The sequence below is a fragment of the Methylosinus sp. LW3 genome (assembly GCF_000527115.1).
GTDB lineage: Bacteria > Pseudomonadota > Alphaproteobacteria > Rhizobiales > Beijerinckiaceae > Methylosinus.
The window spans coordinates 3,547,213-3,568,631 of record NZ_AZUO01000001.1 but is presented as its reverse complement, the minus strand read 5'-3'; the positions used below and the strand labels follow the sequence as shown (position 1 = coordinate 3,568,631).

The 21,419-nt window shown below is 65.7% G+C and carries 15 protein-coding genes; 3 read left to right on the top strand and 12 right to left on the bottom strand.

Going from position 1 to position 21,419, the window contains the following annotated elements:
* Positions 1–6: 6 nt before the first annotated feature.
* The 5 genes from METLW3_RS0117865 to adh form a co-directional block, all read right to left on the bottom strand.
* Positions 7–1,155 carry an ABC transporter permease gene (locus tag METLW3_RS0117865; protein ID WP_024881194.1) on the bottom strand — a complete coding sequence of 383 codons (1,149 nt, stop codon included), beginning with the start codon at positions 1,153–1,155 and terminating at the stop codon, positions 7–9.
* Complete coding sequence (locus tag METLW3_RS0117860) at positions 1,152–2,078, bottom strand: ABC transporter ATP-binding protein (protein WP_024881193.1); 927 nt, start codon at positions 2,076–2,078, stop codon at positions 1,152–1,154. Before METLW3_RS0117860 ends, METLW3_RS0117865 begins: the two co-directional genes overlap by 4 nt.
* Entirely contained in the window at positions 2,075–3,055 is a 981-nt protein-coding gene (locus METLW3_RS0117855; protein ID WP_024881192.1) for an HlyD family efflux transporter periplasmic adaptor subunit, read from the bottom strand. The genes METLW3_RS0117860 and METLW3_RS0117855 overlap by 4 nt, the downstream gene beginning before the upstream one ends.
* A 152-nt stretch (positions 3,056–3,207) precedes the next feature.
* Positions 3,208–3,495 (bottom strand): type II toxin-antitoxin system HicB family antitoxin, encoded by a 288-nt coding sequence (locus METLW3_RS0117850; RefSeq protein WP_024881191.1) that lies wholly within the window; start codon positions 3,493–3,495, stop codon positions 3,208–3,210.
* Between the two features lie 89 nt (positions 3,496–3,584).
* Positions 3,585–5,102 (bottom strand): aldehyde dehydrogenase, encoded by a 1,518-nt coding sequence (gene adh, locus METLW3_RS0117845; RefSeq protein WP_024881190.1) that lies wholly within the window; start codon positions 5,100–5,102, stop codon positions 3,585–3,587.
* A 305-nt stretch (positions 5,103–5,407) separates the two neighbouring features.
* On the opposite strand from adh, the gene METLW3_RS0117840 reads away from it, so the two are divergent.
* The gene (locus METLW3_RS0117840; RefSeq protein ID WP_024881189.1) at positions 5,408–6,175 is read left to right on the top strand and encodes a hypothetical protein; all 768 of its coding nucleotides are present in this window, start codon (positions 5,408–5,410) and stop codon (positions 6,173–6,175) included.
* 1 nt (position 6,176) lies between these two features.
* A complete protein-coding gene (locus tag METLW3_RS25830; RefSeq protein ID WP_036309003.1) occupies positions 6,177–6,359 on the top strand; it encodes a hypothetical protein in 183 nt (60 codons plus the stop codon).
* 12 nt (positions 6,360–6,371) lie between these two features.
* On the opposite strand, the gene METLW3_RS0117830 is transcribed toward METLW3_RS25830, so the two are convergent.
* Complete coding sequence (locus METLW3_RS0117830; protein ID WP_024881188.1) at positions 6,372–7,361, bottom strand: helix-turn-helix domain-containing protein; 990 nt, start codon at positions 7,359–7,361, stop codon at positions 6,372–6,374.
* Positions 7,362–7,779: 418 nt separating this feature from the next.
* Between METLW3_RS0117830 and METLW3_RS25825 the strand changes: the two genes are divergently transcribed.
* Positions 7,780–8,763: a DUF2778 domain-containing protein gene (locus METLW3_RS25825; RefSeq protein WP_024881187.1), complete on the top strand. Its 984-nt coding sequence runs from the start codon at positions 7,780–7,782 to the stop codon at positions 8,761–8,763.
* A gap of 221 nt (positions 8,764–8,984) precedes the next feature.
* On the opposite strand, the gene METLW3_RS0117820 is transcribed toward METLW3_RS25825, so the two are convergent.
* From METLW3_RS0117820 to addB, 6 genes are all read right to left on the bottom strand, one after another.
* Positions 8,985–9,800: a hypothetical protein gene (locus METLW3_RS0117820; protein ID WP_024881186.1), complete on the bottom strand. Its 816-nt coding sequence runs from the start codon at positions 9,798–9,800 to the stop codon at positions 8,985–8,987.
* 44 nt (positions 9,801–9,844) lie between these two features.
* Positions 9,845–10,624, bottom strand: a complete 780-nt coding sequence (locus METLW3_RS0117815; protein WP_024881185.1) for a tetratricopeptide repeat protein — start codon at positions 10,622–10,624, stop codon at positions 9,845–9,847.
* Between the two features lie 144 nt (positions 10,625–10,768).
* Positions 10,769–14,269 (bottom strand): double-strand break repair helicase AddA, encoded by a 3,501-nt coding sequence (gene addA / locus METLW3_RS0117810; RefSeq protein ID WP_024881184.1) that lies wholly within the window; start codon positions 14,267–14,269, stop codon positions 10,769–10,771.
* Between the two features lie 9 nt (positions 14,270–14,278).
* Entirely contained in the window at positions 14,279–15,673 is a 1,395-nt protein-coding gene (locus METLW3_RS0117805) for an MFS transporter (RefSeq protein ID WP_024881183.1), read from the bottom strand.
* Between the two features lie 600 nt (positions 15,674–16,273).
* Entirely contained in the window at positions 16,274–17,362 is a 1,089-nt protein-coding gene (locus METLW3_RS0117800) for a MerR family transcriptional regulator (RefSeq protein WP_157096320.1), read from the bottom strand.
* A 900-nt stretch (positions 17,363–18,262) separates the two neighbouring features.
* The gene (addB, locus tag METLW3_RS0117795) at positions 18,263–21,379 is read right to left on the bottom strand and encodes a double-strand break repair protein AddB (protein WP_024881181.1); all 3,117 of its coding nucleotides are present in this window, start codon (positions 21,377–21,379) and stop codon (positions 18,263–18,265) included.
* Between the last annotated feature and the right edge of the window lie 40 nt (positions 21,380–21,419).

The window sequence follows — 21,419 nt, the reverse complement described above, 5'->3', positions numbered from 1 at the left end:
TTCCCGTCAGTCCAAAGTCTGGCGGAAACGCATCACCGCGACGCTCATCGCCACCAGGGTGAAGACGCCGAGCGCCAGAGTGTCGCTGGTCAAATCGCTGAAGCTCGAGCCTTTCAGCATGATGGAGCGAACGATGCGCAGATAATGGGTGAGCGGCAGCGCCTCGCCGACATATTGCGCCCATTGCGGCATGCCGCGGAAGGGGAAGAAGAAGCCCGAGAGCAGCATATTGGGCAGAAAGAAGAAGAAGGTCATCTGGATCGCCTGCAATTGATTGATGGCGATCGTCGAGAATGTGTAGCCGACCGAGAGATTGGCGGTGATGAACAAGAGCGTCAGCGGGCCGAGCACGAAAAGCGAGCCGACGATCGGCACGCCGAACAGCATTGTCGCGACGACGAGGATGATGCCCATCTGCACGCCGCCGACGACGACATAAGGCGCGATCTTGCCGAGCATGATCTCGGTCGGCCGCACCGGCATGGCGAGCAGCGACTCCATCGTGCCGCGCTCGATCTCGCGCGTCACCGAGAGCGCGGTATAGATCAGCATGGTCATTGTGAGAATCGTGCCGACGAGGCCGGGCACGATATTGCGCCGCGTCTCGCCTGCGGCGTTGTAGCGCCGATGCACCCGCACCTCGAAGGGCGCCGGCCCTTGCGCGAGCCGCGCGAGCGGACCCGTCAGCTCGCGGTCTAGCGCGCTCGCGGCCGCCGCCGTCACGGCCGAGACGGCGCCGCCGGTCGCGGTCGGATCGGTGGCGTCGGCGACGAGCAGCAGCGGCGGCTTCTCGCCGCGGATCACGCGGCGGCCGAAGTCGGGCGGAATCTCGATGACGAATTGCACGCGATTGGAGAGGATCAGCTTCTCCGCATCCGTTTCATCCGTGGCTGCGGCGATGATGTCGAAATAATCGGTCGCCCGCAGCGCGGCGATGAAGGAGCGCGCCAGCGGCCCGTCGTCCTGCACCAGCAGCGCCGTGGCGAGATGCTTGGGATCGGCGTTGATGGCGTAGCCGAACAGCAAGAGCTGAATGAGCGGAATGCCGACGATCATCGCCAGCGTCACGCGATCACGGCGCAGCTGGATCAGCTCCTTCACGAACATCGCATAGAGACGCCCGAGCGAGGCGCGCGCCTGCGGCGTCCACATCATCGTCGCGCCTCTATATGCGTCATGAGGTCGATGAACACATCTTCGAGCGAGGGCTCGCCGCGCGTCCACAGCTGCGGCGCGCGCTCGCCGAACTCGCGCACGATCTCGGAAAGGCGCGCGGCGTCGCGGCCGGCGACATGCAGCGCCATGCCGAAGGGCGCGACCATATCGACGCCCTTCGTCGTCTTCAGCCGCGTGGCGAGCGCGCCGAGATCGGGGCCGGTCACGACGTAAGTGGAGAGGCCGGAGCGGGCGACGATCTCGGCGATCGTCCCTTGCGCCAACAGACGTCCATCGGCGATATAGGCGATCTCGTGGCAGCGCTCCGCCTCGTCCATGTAATGGGTGGAGACCAGCACAGTGAGCCCGCCGGCGGCGAGCGAATGAATCTCGTCCCAGAAATCGCGGCGCGCTTTTGGATCGACTCCCGCCGTCGGCTCGTCGAGCAGCAGCAGCGCCGGACCGGGCAATATGCAGGCGGCGAGCGCCAGCCGCTGCTTCCAGCCGCCAGAGAGCTCACCAGCGAGCTGCTCGGCGCGCTTGTCCAACCCTAAGCGAATGATCGCCTCGCGAGCCGCTTCGACGGGCCGCGGAAGGCCATAGATGCGCGCGACGAATTCGAGATTTTCGCGGATCGACAGATCGCCATAGAGAGAGAAGCGCTGCGTCATATAGCCGACCTGGCGCTTGATCTCGTTCTGCTGCGTGCGAATGTCGTAGCCGAGACAGGAGCCGCGACCGGAATCGGGCGTCAGCAATCCGCAGAGCATGCGGATCGTCGTCGTCTTGCCGCTGCCATTGGGGCCGAGAAAGCCGTGAATGCGGCCGCGCTCGACGCGCATTGTGAGATTGTCGACCACCTTGCGGCCGCCGAAGGATTTGGTGAGCCCCTCGGCCTCTATGGCGACGCCGGCGGCGCTCACGGCGCCGCGCTCTCGGCGGAGAGGCGCACTTGGACCGGCAGGCCCAGCGGCAGCAGCAGCGCCTTCTCCTCGAGCTGCGCCTCCACTTTGAAGACGAGCTTGGCGCGCTCCTGATCGCTGAAGATCACGGGCGGCGTATATTCCTCGCGTTGAGCGATGAAGCTGATGCGGCCCGAAAGACCCTTCTCGCAGCCGTCGCATTCGACGGCGACGCGCGCGCCGAGCCGCGCCTCGACGAGCCGCGCCTGCGGGACATAGAAGCGCACTTTGCGATTCTCCGGCGGCAGCAGGGAGAGCGCCGGCTGGCCGGCGACGACCATCTCGCCGGCGCGGAAGAAAATATCCTGCACCACGCCCGCCGCCGGCGCGACGACCTTTTGTCGCGCGATGCGCGTGTCGAGCTGCTCGATCTGCGCGCGCGCCATGACGATCGCCGATTGCGCGGCCTCGATCTCCTGATTGCGGCTCGGCAGGCGCGCGACCTCGATCTGGCGCTCCGCCTCGGCGAGCGCGGCCTTGTCGCGATCCCGCGCCATCACCGCCTGATCGAGCGCCGATTTTGGCGCATTGCCATGCGAAGTGAGAATGCGCTTGCGCTCATATTCGGCGGACGACAGAGCGAGCGAGGCGCGGGCGCGTTCGACGGCGGCCTGCAGCACGGCGATCTGCTGTGGACGGTTCATGGAGGCGCGCAGATTTTCGAGCTGCGCCTGCATTTGCGCCAGCCGCGCGGCGGCTTCGGCGCGCTGGCGATCGAGCACGGGGGTAGCCATGGAGAAGAGCGGCTCGCCCTCCGTCACCGCTCTGCCGGCCGCGACGTCGAGCCGGGCGAGACGTTCGCCTTCCACCGGGCCGATATAGAGTAGCTCGCCCTCGACATAGCCGAGGAAGGCGCCGGAGCCATAGCCGTCGCCGCGCAGGCGCCAGAGGCCGAGCGCGAGGGGGATCAGCAAGACGAGCAGGAGCCAGCGTCGCATTTCCGTCCTCGCAACGGCGGACGGAGCGGGCCGGCCAGCCCAATGCGCTCGATCCGAACTTTCCCCGAGGTCAGGCTGTTAAGTCGCGCCGGTGACGCGGTCAAGACCCAGTTCCGGGGCGGGCTGTCGCATGGGGAGGGTCGCGAGGGGAGTTATTGCGCGGCGTCGAGCTGCGGCCGCAGCGGGATCAGCGCCACCATGAACTGCGACAGTTCCGGTGAGATTGCTGGATCGCGCTTCAAATCGACGAGGCTGCGCGGCGCGGGGATCGGCTGGCCGTGCTCGAGCGCGACATCCACCCAGAGCGTCAGCGCCTCGGCGGCGTTGGCCATCGCCTCGTCGAGACTATCGCCCGCGGAGACGCAGCCGGGCAGATCGGGAAACCAGACGCCGACCGCCTTTCCCTCTTCCTCTTCGACAATGGCGACGTAATGGGTCATCGAGCTCGTTCAGTCTCGTGGCGCTAGAGCAATAATTTGAAGGGAGCGGGGCGACCGCAGGGAGGGAAACGGCCGCCCCGGCCGGACGCTCAGAAGAAGCCGAGCTTGTCCGGGCTATAGCTGACCAGCAGATTCTTCGTCTGCTGGTAGTGATCGAGCATCATGCGATGATTCTCGCGGCCGATGCCGGACTGCTTGTAGCCGCCAAAGGCTGCATGCGCCGGATAGGCGTGATAGCAATTGGTCCACACGCGTCCCGCCTGCACGGCGCGGCCGACGCGATAGGCGCGGTTGATGTCGCGGGTCCACACGCCGGCGCCGAGGCCGAAGATCGTGTCATTGGCGATCGCCACCGCCTCTTCATCCGTGTCGAAGACCGTCACCGACACCACGGGTCCGAAGATCTCCTCCTGGAACACGCGCATCTTGTTGTTGCCGGCGAGCACTGTGGGCTTCACATAATAGCCGCCGGAAAGATCGCCGCCGAGCTCGGCGCGTCCGCCGCCGATCAATATGTCCGCGCCTTCCTTCTGGCCGATGTCGATATAGCCGAGGATCTTCTCCATCTGCTCCTTGGAGGCCTGCGCGCCGATCATCGTCCGCGCGTCGAGCGGGTCGCCTTGCACGATGGCGCCGACGCGCTTCACCGCTTTCTCGATGAATTTGTCATAGATGCTTCGGTGCACCAGAGCGCGGCTCGGGCAGGTGCAGACCTCGCCCTGATTGAGCGCGAACATGGCGAAGCCTTCCAGCGCCTTGTCGAGGAATGCGTCGTCTTCCGCCGCCACATCGGCGAAGAAGATGTTCGGCGATTTGCCGCCGAGCTCCAATGTCGTGGGGATGAGATTGCGCGCGGCATATTCGCCGATCAGCCGTCCCGTGCTGGTCTCGCCGGTGAAGGCGATCTTGGCGATGCGCGGCGAGGAGGCGAGCGGCTTGCCCGCCTCGAGGCCGAATCCATTGACGATATTGATGACGCCAGCCGGCAGAAGATCGCCGACGATCTTCGCCCATACGAGTATGGAGGCGGGCGTCTGCTCGGCCGGTTTCAGCACCACGCAATTGCCCGCCGCGATAGCGGGAGCGAGCTTCCACGCCGCCATCAGCAAGGGAAAATTCCAAGGAATGATCTGGCCGACAACGCCGAGCGGCTCGTGGAAATGATAGGCGACCGTGTCGTGGTCGATTTCCGATACGCCGCCTTCCTGCGCGCGGATCGCCGAGGCGAAGTAGCGAAAATGATCGATGGCGAGCGGAATGTCGGCGGCCGTCGTCTCGCGGATCGGCTTGCCATTGTCCCAGCTCTCGGCCTCCGCCAGCGCCGCGAGATTTTGTTCCATGCGATCGGCGACGGCGTGGAGAACGCGCGCGCGTTCGCCGACGCTGGCGCGGCCCCACGCGTCCTTGGCGGCATGGGCGGCGTCGAGCGCGAGCTCTATGTCGGTCGCGTCGGAACGCGGGACCTCGCAGAGAATCTGTCCATTGACCGGAGTCACATTCTCGAAATAGCGGCCGGCGCGCGGCGCCACCCAGCGGCCGCCGATGAAATTCTCGTAGCGCGCCTCGAACTTCGGTGTCGTGGAGCGGAGGAATTCGGGCCTCGTCATGACGTTTCCCCTTTGTGTCTCTGCGCCTTTGCGGCGTCGGGGGAGATCATCCGCCCGCGCGGTCGACGGCGCCAGAGGGGGAACGCATGAACGGCCTCGAGGTGTCGCAGATTTGCGACAGTCGGGGCGGGCGAAGACGTCACAGCGACGGCTCTGGCGCGAATTCCCCGCGCGAGGCGACAGGGAAAGCCCGTATCGGAGTCATGCCGCCGCGCCTCAAAAATTCACATTGTTTTGATTAGCTGTTCTCTTCTCGGCGAGGCTGGCGGACGCGTCTTCGGCGGGACCGCGAATGATCCGGGAAGATGCGGGACGAGATTTTCAACGTCGATTTTCGAGGGGAGGCGATCATGCCTTTGAACCCAGGCGAAACTGCGAGATTGCGGAATCTGTGCAATTTGTTTTCGATCGACTTCCGTCTTACGGAGGACAATCTTCCCGGCGCATTGTCGGTCACGACATGCCTTTATTCGATGCCGGTCATCGCGGATCATTTCGAGCGGCGCCGCTTTGGCAATCAGATTTTACAGAGCGCCCATGCGCATTCTTCGTCGTCGGAGCCGAAGTCGTCACAATTTTTCGCGCTCATATCAGCCCGTGTGATCGAGATTCAAGAGTTTCGCTCCTGGTACGCGGAAATGGCGCGATCGCCCGAAGAGCTTATTCGTTCATATCAGAGCATGCAGCGCGTCGTCACCGCGCTGAAGTTCATCGGGGTGGGCGCGGGATCCGGGGCCATCGCCGCCGGAATGAAAGAGGCGCTCAAGGCGAAGGGAGGCGCCGAGATGGCCAAAGCCGGGGCCAAGACGACCTTGAGCCGCATGTCGGGAAAAGGCGCGATATTCGAGGGCATCGAAGCGCGATACGGCAAGCTTCCTGTGGGAGGGGGCGTCGCGCTGTTCTTGATCGTTACCGCAGCTACCGCATTGTATGTTTCGCTGCTCGAGGAAATGCGTAAGCTAAAGATCGTCATCTTGGATAAATTTCAGAATGGTCAAATCAGCAATGAGCTTTTTTCAAAAGCATTCACCGAAATAGACCCGAATAGCATCAAAAAATATTGGGAGATGTGATTTGAAAAAAATAGAAATCGACCGCACCGCATTCTACATGGGCGCGACGGCGCTGAATTTCGTGTCGTGGGTGCTTCTGTCGGTTTATGCGGACGTGTCGCTCTTGGTGCTGTTTTTACCGGTTTTTGTTTTCTTTTATGTGCTCGTCAGGCTCTGCGTGCGTTACGTGTTCGAGATGAAATAGCTCTCACCCCGGTCACTGCGACAATCCGAGCCGCCCGAGCTTGCGATGCAGAGTGGCGCGGCTGACGCCGAGCAGCCGCGCGGCGGCGGTCACATTGCCATTGGCGCGGGCGAGCGCGCGGCGAATGGCGCCGCGCTCGGCGTCCTCCAGCTCACTTCTCTGCAACTCCCCGTTCTGCAGCTCCGTCTCGCCGCCGCCGCTCAGCAGATCGGCGGCCGGCAGCTGCGCCGCTATGCGCGCATCTGTGACGCCGAGCTCGAGCCGCGCCGCGCGCGTCGCGCCGATGACGAGATCGTGCCGATCGACGGCGATCAGCGAGGCGGCGTTTCGATCGGCCTGCGGCGAGAGCAGAATGCGCGCGTCGGCGAAAGCGCGGCGGAAGTTCAGCGCCTCTATCGTGCGCGCGGCGTCGACGACGGCGACGGACAATAGATTGGTCAGCCCGTCGGCCAAGGTCTCGCGGCAGGAGGAGACGTCGAGCGCCGCGGCCAGCCGTCCCAAATGATCGAAGATCGGCGCGGCCGTGCAGCTCAGCCCGGTGTTCTGCGTATGAAAATGCTGGTCGCGATGGATCGTCAGCGCGCGCTCCTCGACGATGCAGGCGCCGATGGCGTTGGTGCCCTGATGCGCCTCGCTCCATTGCGCGCCGGCCAGCAATCCGCGCCGGTCGAAAATCTCGGCGTCGGCGGGGGCGCCGCGCCGCTCCAGCGGGACGCCGCGCGCATCGGCCAATAGAACGCAGCAGCCGAGATCGCCGATTGCGGCGGAAAGCCGCTCCATCACGCTCTGCGCGACGCGCGCCAGCGGCTCCAGCCTGTCGTGCGCCTCGCGAAATTCCGTGGCGGTGAGAATGGCGGGCGCGAGGCTCGCCGCCGGATCGAGCTTATGCAGCGTGACGCAGCGGCGCCAGGAGGCGGCGACCGCCGAGCGCGCCGGCGCGGTCTCGTCCGCGACCACCGAGCGCACGCGGTCCAAATGTGAATTGGCGACGTCTCCGCTCATGCGAAGCTCCCTTTGACGCTGCGACTATAGAGGGAAAGCGCGTCCCGCGCACGCGTCCCTGCGCCGCATTTCGGCCGGCGAGATTATGCGAAGGATTTACGAAAATGTTTACTATATTGCGGCGTAATTCACCTCCATGGTCAGCGAAGCTCGCGTTGGTCGAACCGAAAGGTCCGAGAAGTCGAGCTTGCGAATACTTACGCTGAAGCTACGTAGCGCGGACAAAAAACCGCCAAATTGTAACTTCAGTTTCTCGAACAATGCTCGGGATTGGAGAGAAGAAGCTTCATTCTGGGCGCGTGTGGCGTAGTCGAGCGGCTCGCTTATGGAGACGCTTCGACAGTGTGCGTAACGGAAGTCCTTCCGAAAGTGGGGGTGGATGCGTAAGAATCCCGGTGAACGATGCTCTTCCAATTCATTGCCTCGCCGTGAAGTCTCTCGCCGCATTCTGCTCTCGACTCTTTTTCTCGCCGGCGCCCTCACCGTGGGCGGACTGGCGGGGCTCGCGATGCGGAGCGCCGAGCAGAAGCCCGAGCCGCCCGCGGCAGCCGCGCTCACGATAGACTCGCCGGCCGAGACGACGGCCTCGATCGAGTCGCCCTCCTTCTCCATTCCCTTCGGCGTGCTGGTCGGCGATCTGCGCTCCCATGCGGCGCCCAAGACGGTCGTCGCTACGCTCGAGGCGCCGCAATCCCTGCTGGCGCCTGTGGCTGCGCCGACGCCGCCCGCCCGCAAGGATGCGGGTCTGGAGCAGCAGGTCGCGGAAGAGGAAGAAGACAGCGCGCCGCTGCCGCCGCCGCGTCCCTCCGAATTCGGCCTGCGCGTCCATCTGCCCGTCATCCGCAGCGCGCGCAAGACGGCCTCCGCGCCGGCGTCGGAAGAGGAGAGCAGCCCCTCCTTCTTCGAGAAAGTGTTCGGCCCGTTGCAGCCGACCGGCAAGGCGCTGGCCTATGCCGCGCCGGAGACGGGGCTCTTCGACGGCCTGCGCAATGTGACGCGCGGCAATCCGACGACGGCCTATGACAATCAGACCGCCGTCTACGACATCAGCGCGCATACGGTCTATCTGCCGGACGGCACGCGTCTCGAGGCGCATTCGGGCCTCGGCGACAAATTCGACGATCCGCGCTTCGCCCATGTGCGCATGCGCGGCGTCACGCCGCCGCATACTTACGATCTCACCTTCCGCGAGAGCCTGTTCCATGGCGTGCGCGCGATCAGGCTGACGCCGATCGGCGGCGAGGGCGCGATCTTCGGCCGCGCCGGCCTGCTCGCGCATACTTACATGCTCGGCCCGCGCGGCGACTCCAATGGCTGTGTGTCGTTCAAGAATTACGCCGCTTTCCTGCGCGCCTTCGAGCGCGGCGAGATCAAGCGCCTGGTCGTCGTCGGCAAGCTGTAAACAGCGACCCTCGCGCGAAACGCAGCTTAAATTTCCAGAGGAAACAGCAACCCTCCCCCCCCCTCATGCTGAGGAGGTCGCGAAGCGACCGTCTCGAAGCGCGCGGGGGAGTTCCCAAGAAGGCGGCGCGTGAAATTTCCCTCGTGCTTCGAGACGCGGCCTTCCGCCGCTCCTCGGCACGCGGGAAGTTTCATTTCGATCGTTCCTGCATCCGAAATCTCTTACAATTTCTTCGGCTCGTCGAAGGCCGGCAGATTGCGGCAGCCGAGCGCGCCATATTCCTCGACGCGCTTGCGCGCTCCCGGCGTGCCGCGCCGCGTGGGATCGAGCGCGATCCAGGCAAAGAGGGTGAAGGCCGCGTCGCAAGGCTTACCCACGGCGACATAGGCGTTGGCCAGCTCGACGAATAATCGCTCATGCACTTTGGCGCGATCGTGGAACAATTCGATCGCCGTCTTATATTCGCCGATCGATGCGTCATAGCGTTTGGCCGCAAAGAGCGCCCGCGCGCGCAGATAATGAAAATCCGGGTAGATCGGCTGTTCGGAGATCAGCGCATCGGCGATTTTCAGCGCGCCCTCCGCGTCGCCGATGCGCAGGAACAATTCGCCGGCGCGGCCTTTCTCCACAGCGCTGTCCGGGCAGGCTGCGGCGAAGCCGCTATAACCGCGCGCGGCGACGCGCTCCTCTCCTTCGACGATCAGCGCCTCGGCGAGAGCGGCGATCGCGCGCTTGTCGCAGGGCTCGCGCAGCAGCTTGGCGAGCGGCTCGGAAATTTTAGGCGAGGCGACGAGGCCTGCCCGCAGCGGCTCCATCTCCAGCCGGGCGTAGACGGGCGCATATTCATCGGCCGGGGTCGGGGCGCCGATGGCGCTCGCCGCCGCATAGGCTTGGCGGCGCAGAAAGTCGCCGAACTCCGGCGCGATGACGACAGCGAGCCCGAGCGCGGCCAAAATCGCGACGATCGCGCCGATCCAGACGCGGCTTCTTTCCGGCGAAGGCGGCGGGGCGATGCGGTCCCCGCGGTCGATCTCCATGACGCCAATTCCTCTCTGAGTTTTACCGAGGCGCCTCGGCGGGTTCAATTCTTGTCGGAGCTTTCGGGCAGTTCGACGCCGGGGCGCCACTCATCCGCAATGGCGAGCGCTCTGTCTTTTTGTTCCCGGGAGAGCCCGGCGGCTAATCCGTCCTGATTTTCACGATAGCCGATGTCGTCTTCCCCTTTGCCGCGCGTGATGCGGCTCGCCAGCACGAAGAGCGCATAGGCGAGGGCCGGATCTTTTTGGACGCCATCGCCGCGGCCGTATTGGACGCCGAGAGCGTTTATCGCCTCCGCATATCCTTGGCGGCCTGCGGCGCGGCGCCATTTCGCGGCTTCTTTCGGGTCTTTCAGAACTCCTTGGCCGAGGCTGTAGGCGCTGGCCAAGGCCTCTTGCGCGGCGGCGTCGCCATTTTCTGCGCGCTCGCGCAGGATCGCATTGGCCCGGCGATCCCATTCATCGGCCTTCGCCACATCCACGGGCGCGCCCCCTCCCGCACGAAGCAATTGCGCGACGCGCCGTTGCGCGCTCACGACATTCTGCTCCGCCGCGCGGGAAGACCATGTGAAAGCCGAGGCCCGATAGCGTGCGGATGCGGCCGCGTCACGGAAGTTCAGGGCGACGAGAGCCTCGTAGGCGAAAGCCAGTCGCAATTGCGCGACGGCGTCCCCCTTTTCGGCGGCCGGAGTGAGCTCGCCGATCGCGCGGGGAATGTCCCCCGCCTGCAACGCCGCCTCGCCCTCCGCGACCCCGCCGGAGGCGGAGGTCTCGATCAGGAAAAACAGGATCGCGCAAATCGCGATCGGAACCGGGAGCCGCATCGCGTCGACCTCCTCGAAATGAATATGATTCTATAATCGGCCGAGCGGAACCCGCTTTTCAATCCGGTTCCGCTCGACGAAGCGCCGTCGCCGAAAGCAGTCGCAGACGATCGCGGCGAAAGCGCGTCCGGCGTTTCCCTCGCCTCAGACCTCCCGCAAAATCTCCTCGAGCGCGGCGTCCAGCGCCTCGGGCTCCGGCTCCTCTATCGTCGCGCTCTGCGTGAAGATCAGCGCGCAGCGCACATTTTTGTGCGGATAGAGCCGCAGCGCAGCGGCGCGATAGACGGCGAGCTGGCGCAATTGCGCCGGCGTCGCCGGATGGCGCGGCGCGCCGGTCTTGAAATCGGCGACGATGACGTCGGTTTCCGTCTCGGCGAGCCGATCGATGCGGCCGCAAATGGCGATCTCGCCGCGCGGGCTGTCGAGCCGGGCGACGATCTCCACCTCCGGCGCCGAGCCCGGCCCGAACAAAGGCGCGAGCGAGCCTTGGCCGATGACCGCGAGCACTGCGGAAACGAGCCGCTCGCGTTGCGCGGCGTCGAGCGGGGCGGCGCGCAGCTCCAGAAAGCGCAGCGCCGCCTCGACGCGCCGCTCCGGCGGCGTGTCCGGCAGGCGCTGCAGCAGCGCATGGGTGAGCCGGCCGACCAGCAGACGCTCGCGGTCGCGCCGCGTCGGCGCTGCGGTCTCCTCGCCGGTGAAAGGATCGGCCGCCGCCAGCGCCGTCGCCGGGCGCAAGGGCGGGGCCGGCGCGCGCTCTTCCGGCGCCGGCGTGCGCGCATAAAGCGGGACCATGGTCGCCGCGGCCTCTCGCGTCTCGTTCGCCGCCGTCGCGCCATGCGCCGTGACGCCATAGCGCAAAATCTGCTTCGTCTCGTCCAGCGGGTCTGGCGCGTTGTCGCAGGCGGGCTCGAGCGCGTTGCGGATCGCGTCGTACCAGCAGCCGGCGCCGCGGCCCGCCGGCCCGTGGAAGCCGCCGACATAGAGCCGCTCCTCGGCGCGCGTCAGCGCCACATAGAGCAGCCTGCGATGTTCCTCCCGCGCCGCCTCGCGTAGCGCCTCGCGCGCGTTGGCCACGGCGGGCGGATCGGCGGCCATAGCGCCGGACCAGACCAGCGTCGCGCCATCCTCCTCGCCGAGCCGGAATATCTTCGGGTCGTGCCGGCCGGAGGGGCCGCCGCACGTATCCGGCAGAAAGACGACCTTCGCCTCCAGCCCCTTGGAGGCGTGCACGGTCATCACGCGCACGGCGTCGCCGGCCGCTTCCATGTCGCGCTTGACGGAAAGCTGCAAGCTCTCGACGCTCGCCAAAAATCCGGCGAGGCCCTGCGCCTGCTCGCGCTCGAAGGTGAGCGCGAGGCGCAGAAATTCGTCGATCGCGTCATTGGCCTCCTGGCCGAGCCGCCCGACCAGTCTCTCGCGCCCGCCGCCGGCGCTGAGAATATGGCTGTAGAAATCGAATGGCGCGCGTGCGCGCGCCTCGCGCGCCCAAGCTTCGACGCGCGCCGCCGCCTCTCTATGCGCTGGCTCCGGCGAGGCGGCGAGCGCATCGACGAGCGCGCCCTCGCGTTTGGGCGCGAGCGCGATGAGATCATCGTCGGTGAAGCCGAGGAGCGGCGATTTCAGCAATGTCGCGAGGGTGAGATCATCCTCGCGCAGCAGCGCGACGCGGCCGAGCGCGACGAGATCCATCACCGCAATATGGCCGGAGAGATCGAGCCGATCGGCGCCGGCGACGGGAATGGCCTCCGCTTTCAGCGCGCGAATGACGCCTTCGAAAAAAGCGTCGCGCTTGCGCACGAGGATCATCACATCGCCCGGCCGCACGGCGCGCATCGCGCCCTTGTCCTCGACGCATTCGCCATTTTGCGGCGCGAGCAGCGCCTTCACCTTGCGCGCGATCTTGCGCGCGAGCCGCGCCGGCGGGCCGGCCTCGTTCACATAATCGAGCGGCAGGCGCCAATCCTGTGGCGTCTCCGCGCCCTGGGACGCCTCCGGCTCCCATATTTCGACGAGGCCCGGAACATCGGTCTTCCAGGCCTCGTGCACAGGCCTGGGTTCCTCTCGGTCCGCCGCGAGGCCACGGCGATTCTCCTCGACGGAGAAGACGATATCCACCGCTCCTAGAATTTGCGGCGAGGAGCGGAAGGAGCGTGTCAGCCGCACAGGCTCGAAGCCGAGCTCGGCGTCGCGAAAGCGGCGCTCGAAATCGCGGCGCATGGCGTCGAATTTCTCTGGCGCGGCGCCTTGAAAGGAGAAGATCGACTGCTTCTCGTCGCCCACGGCGAAGAAGGTGCGGATGCGCCGCGTGGCGCCGGCGCCGGCGCAGAATTCATCGGCGAGCGCCGCCAATATGTCCCATTGCGCCGCGCTCGTGTCCTGCGCCTCGTCGACGAGAATATGATCGATGCGCGAATCGAGCTTGTAGAGCACCCAGGACGGGCTGGAGCTTTGAAACAGCCGGCGCGTGCGCTCGATGAGATCGTCGAAATCGAAGAGGCCGCGATTGCTCTTCATCCGCTCATAGGCGGAGAGAATGGCGTCGCCGATCCGCGCCAGCGCCATGGAGCGATCCAGCGCCGCCGCCGCCTTGCGCTTTTCCATCAGCGGAACGAGACGATCGCGCTCATCCTCGAGCCGCGCCAGCAATGCTGGCTGCTGTTTTTGAAGCGCGGAAGAAATGATCTTCTGCTTGCCTAAGCCGCGCGGCTCGCCGTCCTTCTTGAAGAAGACGGCGAGATATTCTTCGACACATGCGCTGAGCCGATCGTTAGCGCCCCCTCTCCCGCGCAGCGGAGGAGGGCCGGGGAGGGGGCCTGCCAGCCCTGCAGCGATCATCAATTGCGTCGCGAGCTTCCCATCATTCGCTCCGCCGCCGCGCAGCGCCTGCGCTATCCCCGGCCAGTCACGAGGCGAAAGCTCGCCTTCGACGATCTCGCTTTCGATCGCCTCGAGCGTCTCGCCCTCGCGCAGCCCCAGCCGCTCGCGCAGCAGTTCCGCATAATCGTCCGACGACAGATTGCGATGCGCCGCCCTATGGCCGAGCAATTCCGCGATCAGTTCGTCGAAGCCGCCGCCCGAGCAGAGCCGTGACACCGTCTCCAGCGCCGCGCGCAATTCGCCTTCGTCCAGCACGGCGCGGGCGAGCGTCTGCCGCCGCGCGCGCTCCAAAAGCTCGGCGCGCTCGAGATCGTCGAGCACGCGGAAGGAGGCGGCGACATTGGCTTCGAAGGGAAAGAGATGCAGAATCCTTTCGCAAAAGGCGTGGATCGTTTGAATCTTCAGCCCGCCGGGCGTCTCCACCGTGCGCGCGAACAGGCGCCGCGCGAAGACCAGCTCCGCGCGCGACGGCTGCGGCGCGCCGGTCGCGAGAATGGCGGCGGTCAGCGCTTCATCGTCGAGCAGCGCCCAGCCGGCGAGAATATCGAAAATGCGCGCCGCCATATTGGCAGCCGCCGCCTTCGTATAGGTGAGGCAGAGAATGCGCGAGGGCGGCGCGCCGGCGAGCAGCAGCCGCACCACGCGCTGTGAGAGGACATGCGTCTTGCCCGAGCCCGCATGGGCCGCGACCCAGGCCGATTGCGCGGGATCGGAAGCGGCCCGCTGCCGCTCCCGCGTGTCCTTGGCGATGGGGCGTCTGTCGCTCATCTCTCGCTCTTAAGGCGATGTCTTCTCGATATTCTCGGCCACCACCTCGTCGATCATGCTGTCGAGATCGGTCGCCTTCGTCTCCTTGGTGAAGAGGAGCGCGACGATCGTCGAGGCGCCGAGCGCGGCGAGATAGAGGCCGACCGATTCCGCTCCGTAATTTTGCGCGATCCATGTCGCCACGAAGGGCGTCAGCGCCGCGCCGAGTATGGAGGCGAGATTATAGGAGACGCCCGAGCCCGTATAGCGCGTGTTGGTAGGGAAAAGCTCCGGCAATATGGCCGACATAGGCCCGAAGGTGAGGCCCATCAGCGACATGCCTATGCTGAGGAAAACCAAAATGAGCCCGCGATTGGCGCTCTCGCCGGTTCCGATGAGATCCTTGGAGAGGAAGAAGCGGAAGGAGAGGCCGAACAGCACAATGCCCGTCGTCACGATGAGCAATAGCTTGCGGCGACCGATCCTGTCGGCGAGATGTCCCGAGACGGGGATGAAGCCGGCGAAGAACAGCACGGATATGAGCTGCAAGACGAGAAAATCGCGATAGCCTATGCCGAGATTGCCGAGCGCGACCTTGCCTATGCCATAGGAGAGAATCCACGTCGTCATCAGATAGAAGAGACCATAGGTCGCGACCATTATGAATGTGCCGAGCAGAAGCTCTTTCGCATTGTTGCGAAACACATGGGCGAGCGGCGATTTCAATTTCTCGCCGCGCTCCAATGCGCGCGCGAACACCGGCGTCTCATGCAGCTTCAAGCGCACATAGAGGCCGAGCGTCACCAGCAGAATGGAGAGCAGGAAGGGCAGCCGCCATCCCCAGGCGAGGAAATGCTCGTCCGGCGTCGCGCGTGTCGAATCGAAGGCGAAGAGAATGGTGAGCGTCAGAAAAAATCCATTTGCGAGAATGAAGCCGAATGGCGCGCCGAGTTGCGGCCACATGGCCGCCCAGGCGCGTTTGCCCTTGTCGGCGGTCTCGGTGGCGAGCAGGGCCGCGCCCGACCATTCGCCGCCGAGGCCGACGCCCTGGCTGAAACGGAAAATGGTGAGCAAGACGGGCGCGAACAGGCCGATCTGATGATAGGTCGGCAGAAGCCCAATGGCGAAAGTGGCGAGGCCCATCAGCAGCAGCGAGCCGACAAGCGTCGCTTTTCGCCCGACGCGATCGCCGAAATGGCCGAAGAGGACGGAGCCGATCGGCCGCGCGACAAAGGCGACGCCGAATGTCGCCATGGAGGCGAGCAGCGCCGCGCTGCCCGCGCCGGCGGGGAAGAACAAGAGCGGAAACACCGATACGGCGGCGGTGGCGTAGATGTAGAAGTCGAAGAATTCGATCGTCGTGCCGACGAGGCTCGCGAAGATGATGCGATTTCTGTAGCTTTTATCCGACCCTTCGAGAGCCATTTTCAAATTCCTCGCCAATGTTCGAATGCTGCGCGTCGATCCGGCGTTTATGAGGATCGAAGGCCGTTTTGGGAAACCATACAAGAAATGTAGTTTGACCGCTATCGAAGGCGGTCGCCGCCCCCGGCTCCGATCTTTTGCTTAGCGAGACGTGAATCCTCCGCGGCGTCGCGTCGTCCCGAAGCGGGAAGAATGGCACGAGAGGTGGACAAAGCCCGTCCGAATCGGGGGCGCCGAAAATCGGCGGCCGATTCCTTGCCGAAACTTCAAAAAGCGTGGTGAAGGCTTCGTGTCTTCGACGGCAGGAAGCCGCGTCGATAGGCTTAGCGGAAAGTGAATCCGGCGCCCGTTTCCGCCGTCCCGAAGTGAGAGCGGCGGCACGAGATGTGGACAAACAGCGTCCGAATCGGGAGCACTGAAAAGCGGCAGCCGATTCCTTGCCGAAGCGTCAACCAGCGTGGTGAGTGCTTCGTGAACGCCGCGTCTGGGCGCTCGACCGCGCGGCTCTCGCCATGGCCGGGCGACCGTCGCTCGCCTCTACACGCCGCCATCGTCGCGCCGCTCACTCACCGTGGCGGCGCGGCCTGCTGCGAGGGCCTCTCAGGGCAGCGTGCGGAAGAAAAGGCCCCTGACCCGGCCGTCGGGCGCGAGGTCGATGCGCCATTCGGTCTCGCTTTTTTCGAATTGCGCGCGGTAGACGTCCCAGCCGTCCACGCCGACGCCGACGAAGCGAATGTCCTTCAACTCACCTTTGGCCGAGAGCTCCTCCGCGATCGCCTCGGCTCGCTCTCGCGCCAATGTGGCGAGCGGCTCCGTCATGCGCGTGGACTCGACCTCTCCGCACCGCGCTTCGTCGATCGTTCGGCGGATCGCCTCTTCGCTGTCCGGCTGCGGCCGATTTTCGCGGATTCTGCGCGCCAGCTCCTCCTCTGCGCGTCGGGCCTCCGTTTCGTCGATCCGCCGCGCGACCAATTCGACGCCGTTCTGATGGATCGTCAGCGCATTCGCTGTTTGGTCGCGGTCTACGGAAAAGACGAGCTGAGCCGGGACGACCTTCAGAAAGAACTCGGTCTCGCTCTCTGGAAAAATTTCATAGGCAGCCTGCCCGGTCACTTGACTGAAAAGCCGGTCATCGTTGCGCGTGATCGTGATCCCGCCCCTGATGGCGTCGAATTGGTAGGCGCCGACGTAGCGATCGTAGAGTTCTGGATCTATGGGCGTCATCTTGCGTGGACGCGCCTGCTCGTAGCGGCGCTGCGCGATCAGGTCGAGCGATGTCTGCGTCATGGTCGTCTCCTTTGCGAGCGTTATGAGTTCGTCGAGCGAGAGCGTCCCGCCCGTGGAGAGTTTCGTTCGGGCGGCGCAGACGAGCGCCAGCTTCTCGCCGATGCGCTGGCGTTGTTCGGTGAGCGCCGACTGTTGCATTCCCAGAGTTCGGTCGAGATCGATTGCGCGGCCCTCGAGCAGCGCGGCGATGCGGGAGAGGCTGAGGCCGAAGCGCTTTAGAGCGAGCACCTCGTGAAGGCGGGCGATCTCTTTTTCCCCGTACAGCCTCCAGCCCTTCGCCGAACGGGCCGGCGTCAGCAGGCCGCGCTGCTCATAGGTTCTGAGACCGCGAACCGTGACGCCGATGCGTTCTGCGCATTCCGCCGCGGTCAGCAACATGTCCTTGCGTCTCGACTCTCTCACCGGACGAGCCCTCCTGTTCCTCAGGGTCTAATCTATGACCCAAGGGACGGCGCAAGCGTCATTTCGCGACCTCGGAAGCGACGCGGTGCGAGGCCCCGTGTCTGGCGTCGCCGCCGCGCGCAAGGCGCGAGATGTCGCGTCGATAGGCTCAGCGAAAAGTGAATGCGGCGCCGCTTCCGCCGTCTCGAAAGTGGAATTGCAGCACGAGAGGTGGACAAACCCTGTCCGAATCGGGGGCGTCGAAAATCGGCCGTCGATTCCTTGCCGAAGCGTCAATCATCATGGTGAAGGCTTCGTAAATGCGGTGTCTTCGCGTCTCGGCTCGTCACCGCCTTCACAGGCTTAGCGAGTGGTGAATCGTCGGCCTCTTCGCGCCGTCCCGAAAGTGGAATTGCAGCACGAGACGTGGACAAACCCCGTCCGAATCGGGAGCGGCGAAAATGGGCCGCCGATTCCTTGCCGAAGCGTCAATCATCATGGTGAAGGCTTCGTAAACGCTGTGTATTCGCGGCTCGTCGCGTCAGCGCCTTCATAGGCTTAGCGAGTGGTGAATGGTCGGCCTCTTCGCGCCGTCCCGAAAGTAGAATTGCAGCACGAGACGCGCACAAACCCTGTCCGAATTGGGGGCGCCGAAAATGGGCCGTCGATTCCTTGCCGAAGCGTCAATCATCATGGTGAACGCTTCGTAAATGCGGTGTCTTCGTGGCTCGTCGCGTCAGCGCCTTCATAGGCTTAGCGAGTTGTGAATGGTCGGTCTCTTCGCTTCGTCCCGAAAGTAGAATTGCAGCACGAGAGGCGCACAAACCCCGTCCGAATCGGGAGCGCCGAAAATGCGCCCGCCGATTCCTTGCCGAAGCCTCGAGGAACATGGTGAACGCTTCGTGACTTCGCGGCGAAGCGTCACTCCTCTCCGCCGCCGCCCTCGCGCGACCATTCCTTCACGCGTGCGAGATGGTCGTAATCGCTGTAGCGCGAGGCGAACTCCACCCATGGCCGCGAGGGATAGGGCGTGTCGGCGAGACGAAACTGATTCAGCAGCACGAAGAGATTGGCGCGATGCTCGGCGACGACGTCGCCAAAGCTCTTGTCCTTGAATTTCAGCCATTGCGTCTCGCCGCCGGTCTTGCCGCCGAGCCGCACATAGGCGGCGCCTGCGACGCGCGGCGCGCCGATGGATTCGAAGGCGCCGGCCTCGATCATCGCCGCCTCCAATGTGAGCTGTGGCGAGAAGCCCGCGCCGACCTGTGAGGCGGTCGGCGGATTGCCGGTCTTGTAATCGAAGACGAAAGCTTCACCGCTCGCGTCCACCTCTATGCGATCGGCGACGCAGGAGAGGGTGAAGACGCTGCCGTCGGCGAGCGTCAGCCGCCAGGCGGCGCCTTTCTCGATGAAAATCTCGCGCGCCTGCTCGCGGCGTTCACGCTCGAAAGCGAGCGCATGATCGAGGCCGGCGTCTATGCGCGGCCAATCGAAGGCGAGGAAGGACGGATCGTCCAGGAACTCGCCCAGCTCCGAGCGCGCGATATCGACGAGCAGCGCGCGCGCATCGTCCGGCAGCGGGCCTTTTGGATGCGCCTCTTGGAATTTCGCCAGCGCCGCGTGAACGGCGACGCCGATCTCGCGGGCGCCCTTGGGCGCGCCGAGCGGCGGCAAGGGCGGCAGGCGCAGAATATATTCGGCGAAGACGGAATAGGGATCTCGGCGCAATTTTTCGACGCGCGTGACGCTGAGCCGCGTCGGCCGCAGCTCCACGGGCGGGCGCGGCAGTGGGCGCGAGATGGCGCGAATCTCCTGCGGGCGATCCAGTGCGGCGGCGAGCGCGCATTTTTCATCGCCGCGCGCCTTGCAGGCGGCAAAGGCCTCGCCAGAAAGCGCCGCCAATCGCGCGATGAGGCGCGACACCACGGTCGGCGCGCCGTCGCGCTTTTTCGCGCGGCTCACGACGACCTCCGGGGCGCCGAAGGCCATGGCGAAATCATGCGCCGTCTGGCCGATGCGGCGCTCCGGCGGCGAGAGGCCCAATTGCCGGCGCATGGCGCGATTGAGAAAGGCGCCGGATTCGGCCTGCGGCGGCCAGATCGTCTCGTCGAGCCCGGCGAGCAGGACGAGATCGGCGTCGAGCAGGCGCGCTTCCAGCAGGCCGAGAATTTTGAGACGCGGATGCGCGCGGCGCGGGCTGGGCGCGCTCGCCTCGAAGGTGAGGCGATCGAAGAAGGAGGCGTAGCCGCCGGCGTCGAAGACGAGCGCGCTGTCCGAGGCCTCGAGCGCGTCGAAGAGCTGCAGCAATTGCTCGACGCCCTCGCCCGCGGGCTCCTCGCCGGCGATTTTCTCCAGCGCCAGCGCATGGGCGCGCGCCCGCTCGCCGAGGCGCGCCTCCGGCGTGAGCGCGGCGAGTGGGAGAAGCGCCTCGTCGAGGCGGGCGAGGAGGTCGTCGATCGCGCGCCAGTCTTCCTCGGAAATACGTTTCAGCGCCGGATGGGCGTGCGTCTCTTCGGCGAGCCGGCGCGCCGGCGCGGCCATGGCGGCGAAGGAGCCGCCGCTCTCGACATTGCGCAGCACGGCGATTTCGACCAGCGGAGCGAGGCGCTCGATCTCCGCGAGCTCGAGGCCGAGGCGCGTCAGCGGATGGGCGAGCAGCGCCGCCGCGTCTATGGCTGAGGCGCCGTCCTCCGCGGTGGCGGCGACGAGCCGCGCCAGCGCGCCGATCGGCGTCGCGCCGAGCGGGCGGCCGGCCGAATCGTCGACCTCCACGCCCCAGCGCGCCAGCTCGGCGCAGACGCGGCGGGCGATGTCGCGATCGGGCGTGATGAGCGCCGCCGTGCGGCCCGGCGTTTCCAGCGCCTCGCGCATGGAAAGGGCGAGGGCCAGCGCCTCCTCGCGCTCGTCCGCCGCCTCGACGAAGGAGACGCCGGCGAGCGCATCCCTGAAGCCCTCGGCCGCAGCGGCGCGGAACTCGCGCCAATAATCGGTGCAATCGGCGGGGCGCAGCGCCTCGGCCAGCAGCCGCACCCGCGCCTGTAGCACGGGCGGAGCGGAGCCGAGGGGCCGGACCTCCTCGCGCGTGACGCCCAGGGTGGAGAGGAGGCGCTTCAGCAAAGTCTGCGGATGGGTGAAGCTCGGCTCGTCGCGCTCATTCTCGCCATCGTCGCCGACGCGGCGCCAGGCGGCTTCGTCCAGCTCGAGATCGAGGCCGGGCAGAATCACCGCGCCGCGCTCCAGCCGGGCGATCGCCGCCAAAAGGCGCGCCGTCGCCGGATGCGCGCCGGTGGAGCCGAGCGCGATCACCGGGCCGCGCGCGCCGCCGCGCTCGAGATGCGCGATCTGCGCCTCGATCAGAGCCGTCTGCCGCGCGGCGCGGTCGATGAGGCCGCGACGGCCGAGAATATTCGGCCAATCCTCGAGCGCGATTTTCAGAAAATGGGCGGTGATCGCGAAGAAGCGATCATAGGCCTCCTCGGCGAGGCCGGCGAGCGCGCCGGCGCTGAGTTTCTCGATCGCGAATTCGTCGATGAGTCGCGCCAGCTCGCCGGAGAGCGCATAGGCGCTGGTGGGGGAGGGGGCGATCAGCAGCATTTCGCGCGGGTCGTGCTCGACCGCGCCGGTCGGGTCGATGGAGACGATGGCATGGCGCAGCGCGCGCGCCCATTGCAGCACCAGCTCGGCCAGAATCAGCCGACGGTCGAGCTCTTCGATCGCCGGCGCCAGCGCCAGTTCCAGCGCCGCCTCGCCGGAATCGAGATCGGCGTGGAACAGAGCCGAGGCCTCCTGCTCGTCGAGATCGCCGAGCGGCAATATGCGCGGCAGCAGCGCCGCCGGCGCCTCGATCGCGGCCGAGAATTGCGCCGCCAACGCCCGCGCGGCGCGCTGAGTCGGCACATAGATCGTGGTGGCGGCCAGAGCCAGCGGGCCGCTCTCGCGCGAGAGGCCGGGGATGATCGCGCCATCCAGCAGCGCTCGCGTGAAGGCGCCGAGAAAGGAGGCGCCAGGAGCTATGGAAAATACGTAGCGAGGCGCCATTTTTCCTACTCGGCGGGTGGAAAGAAAGCACAAGCGGAGC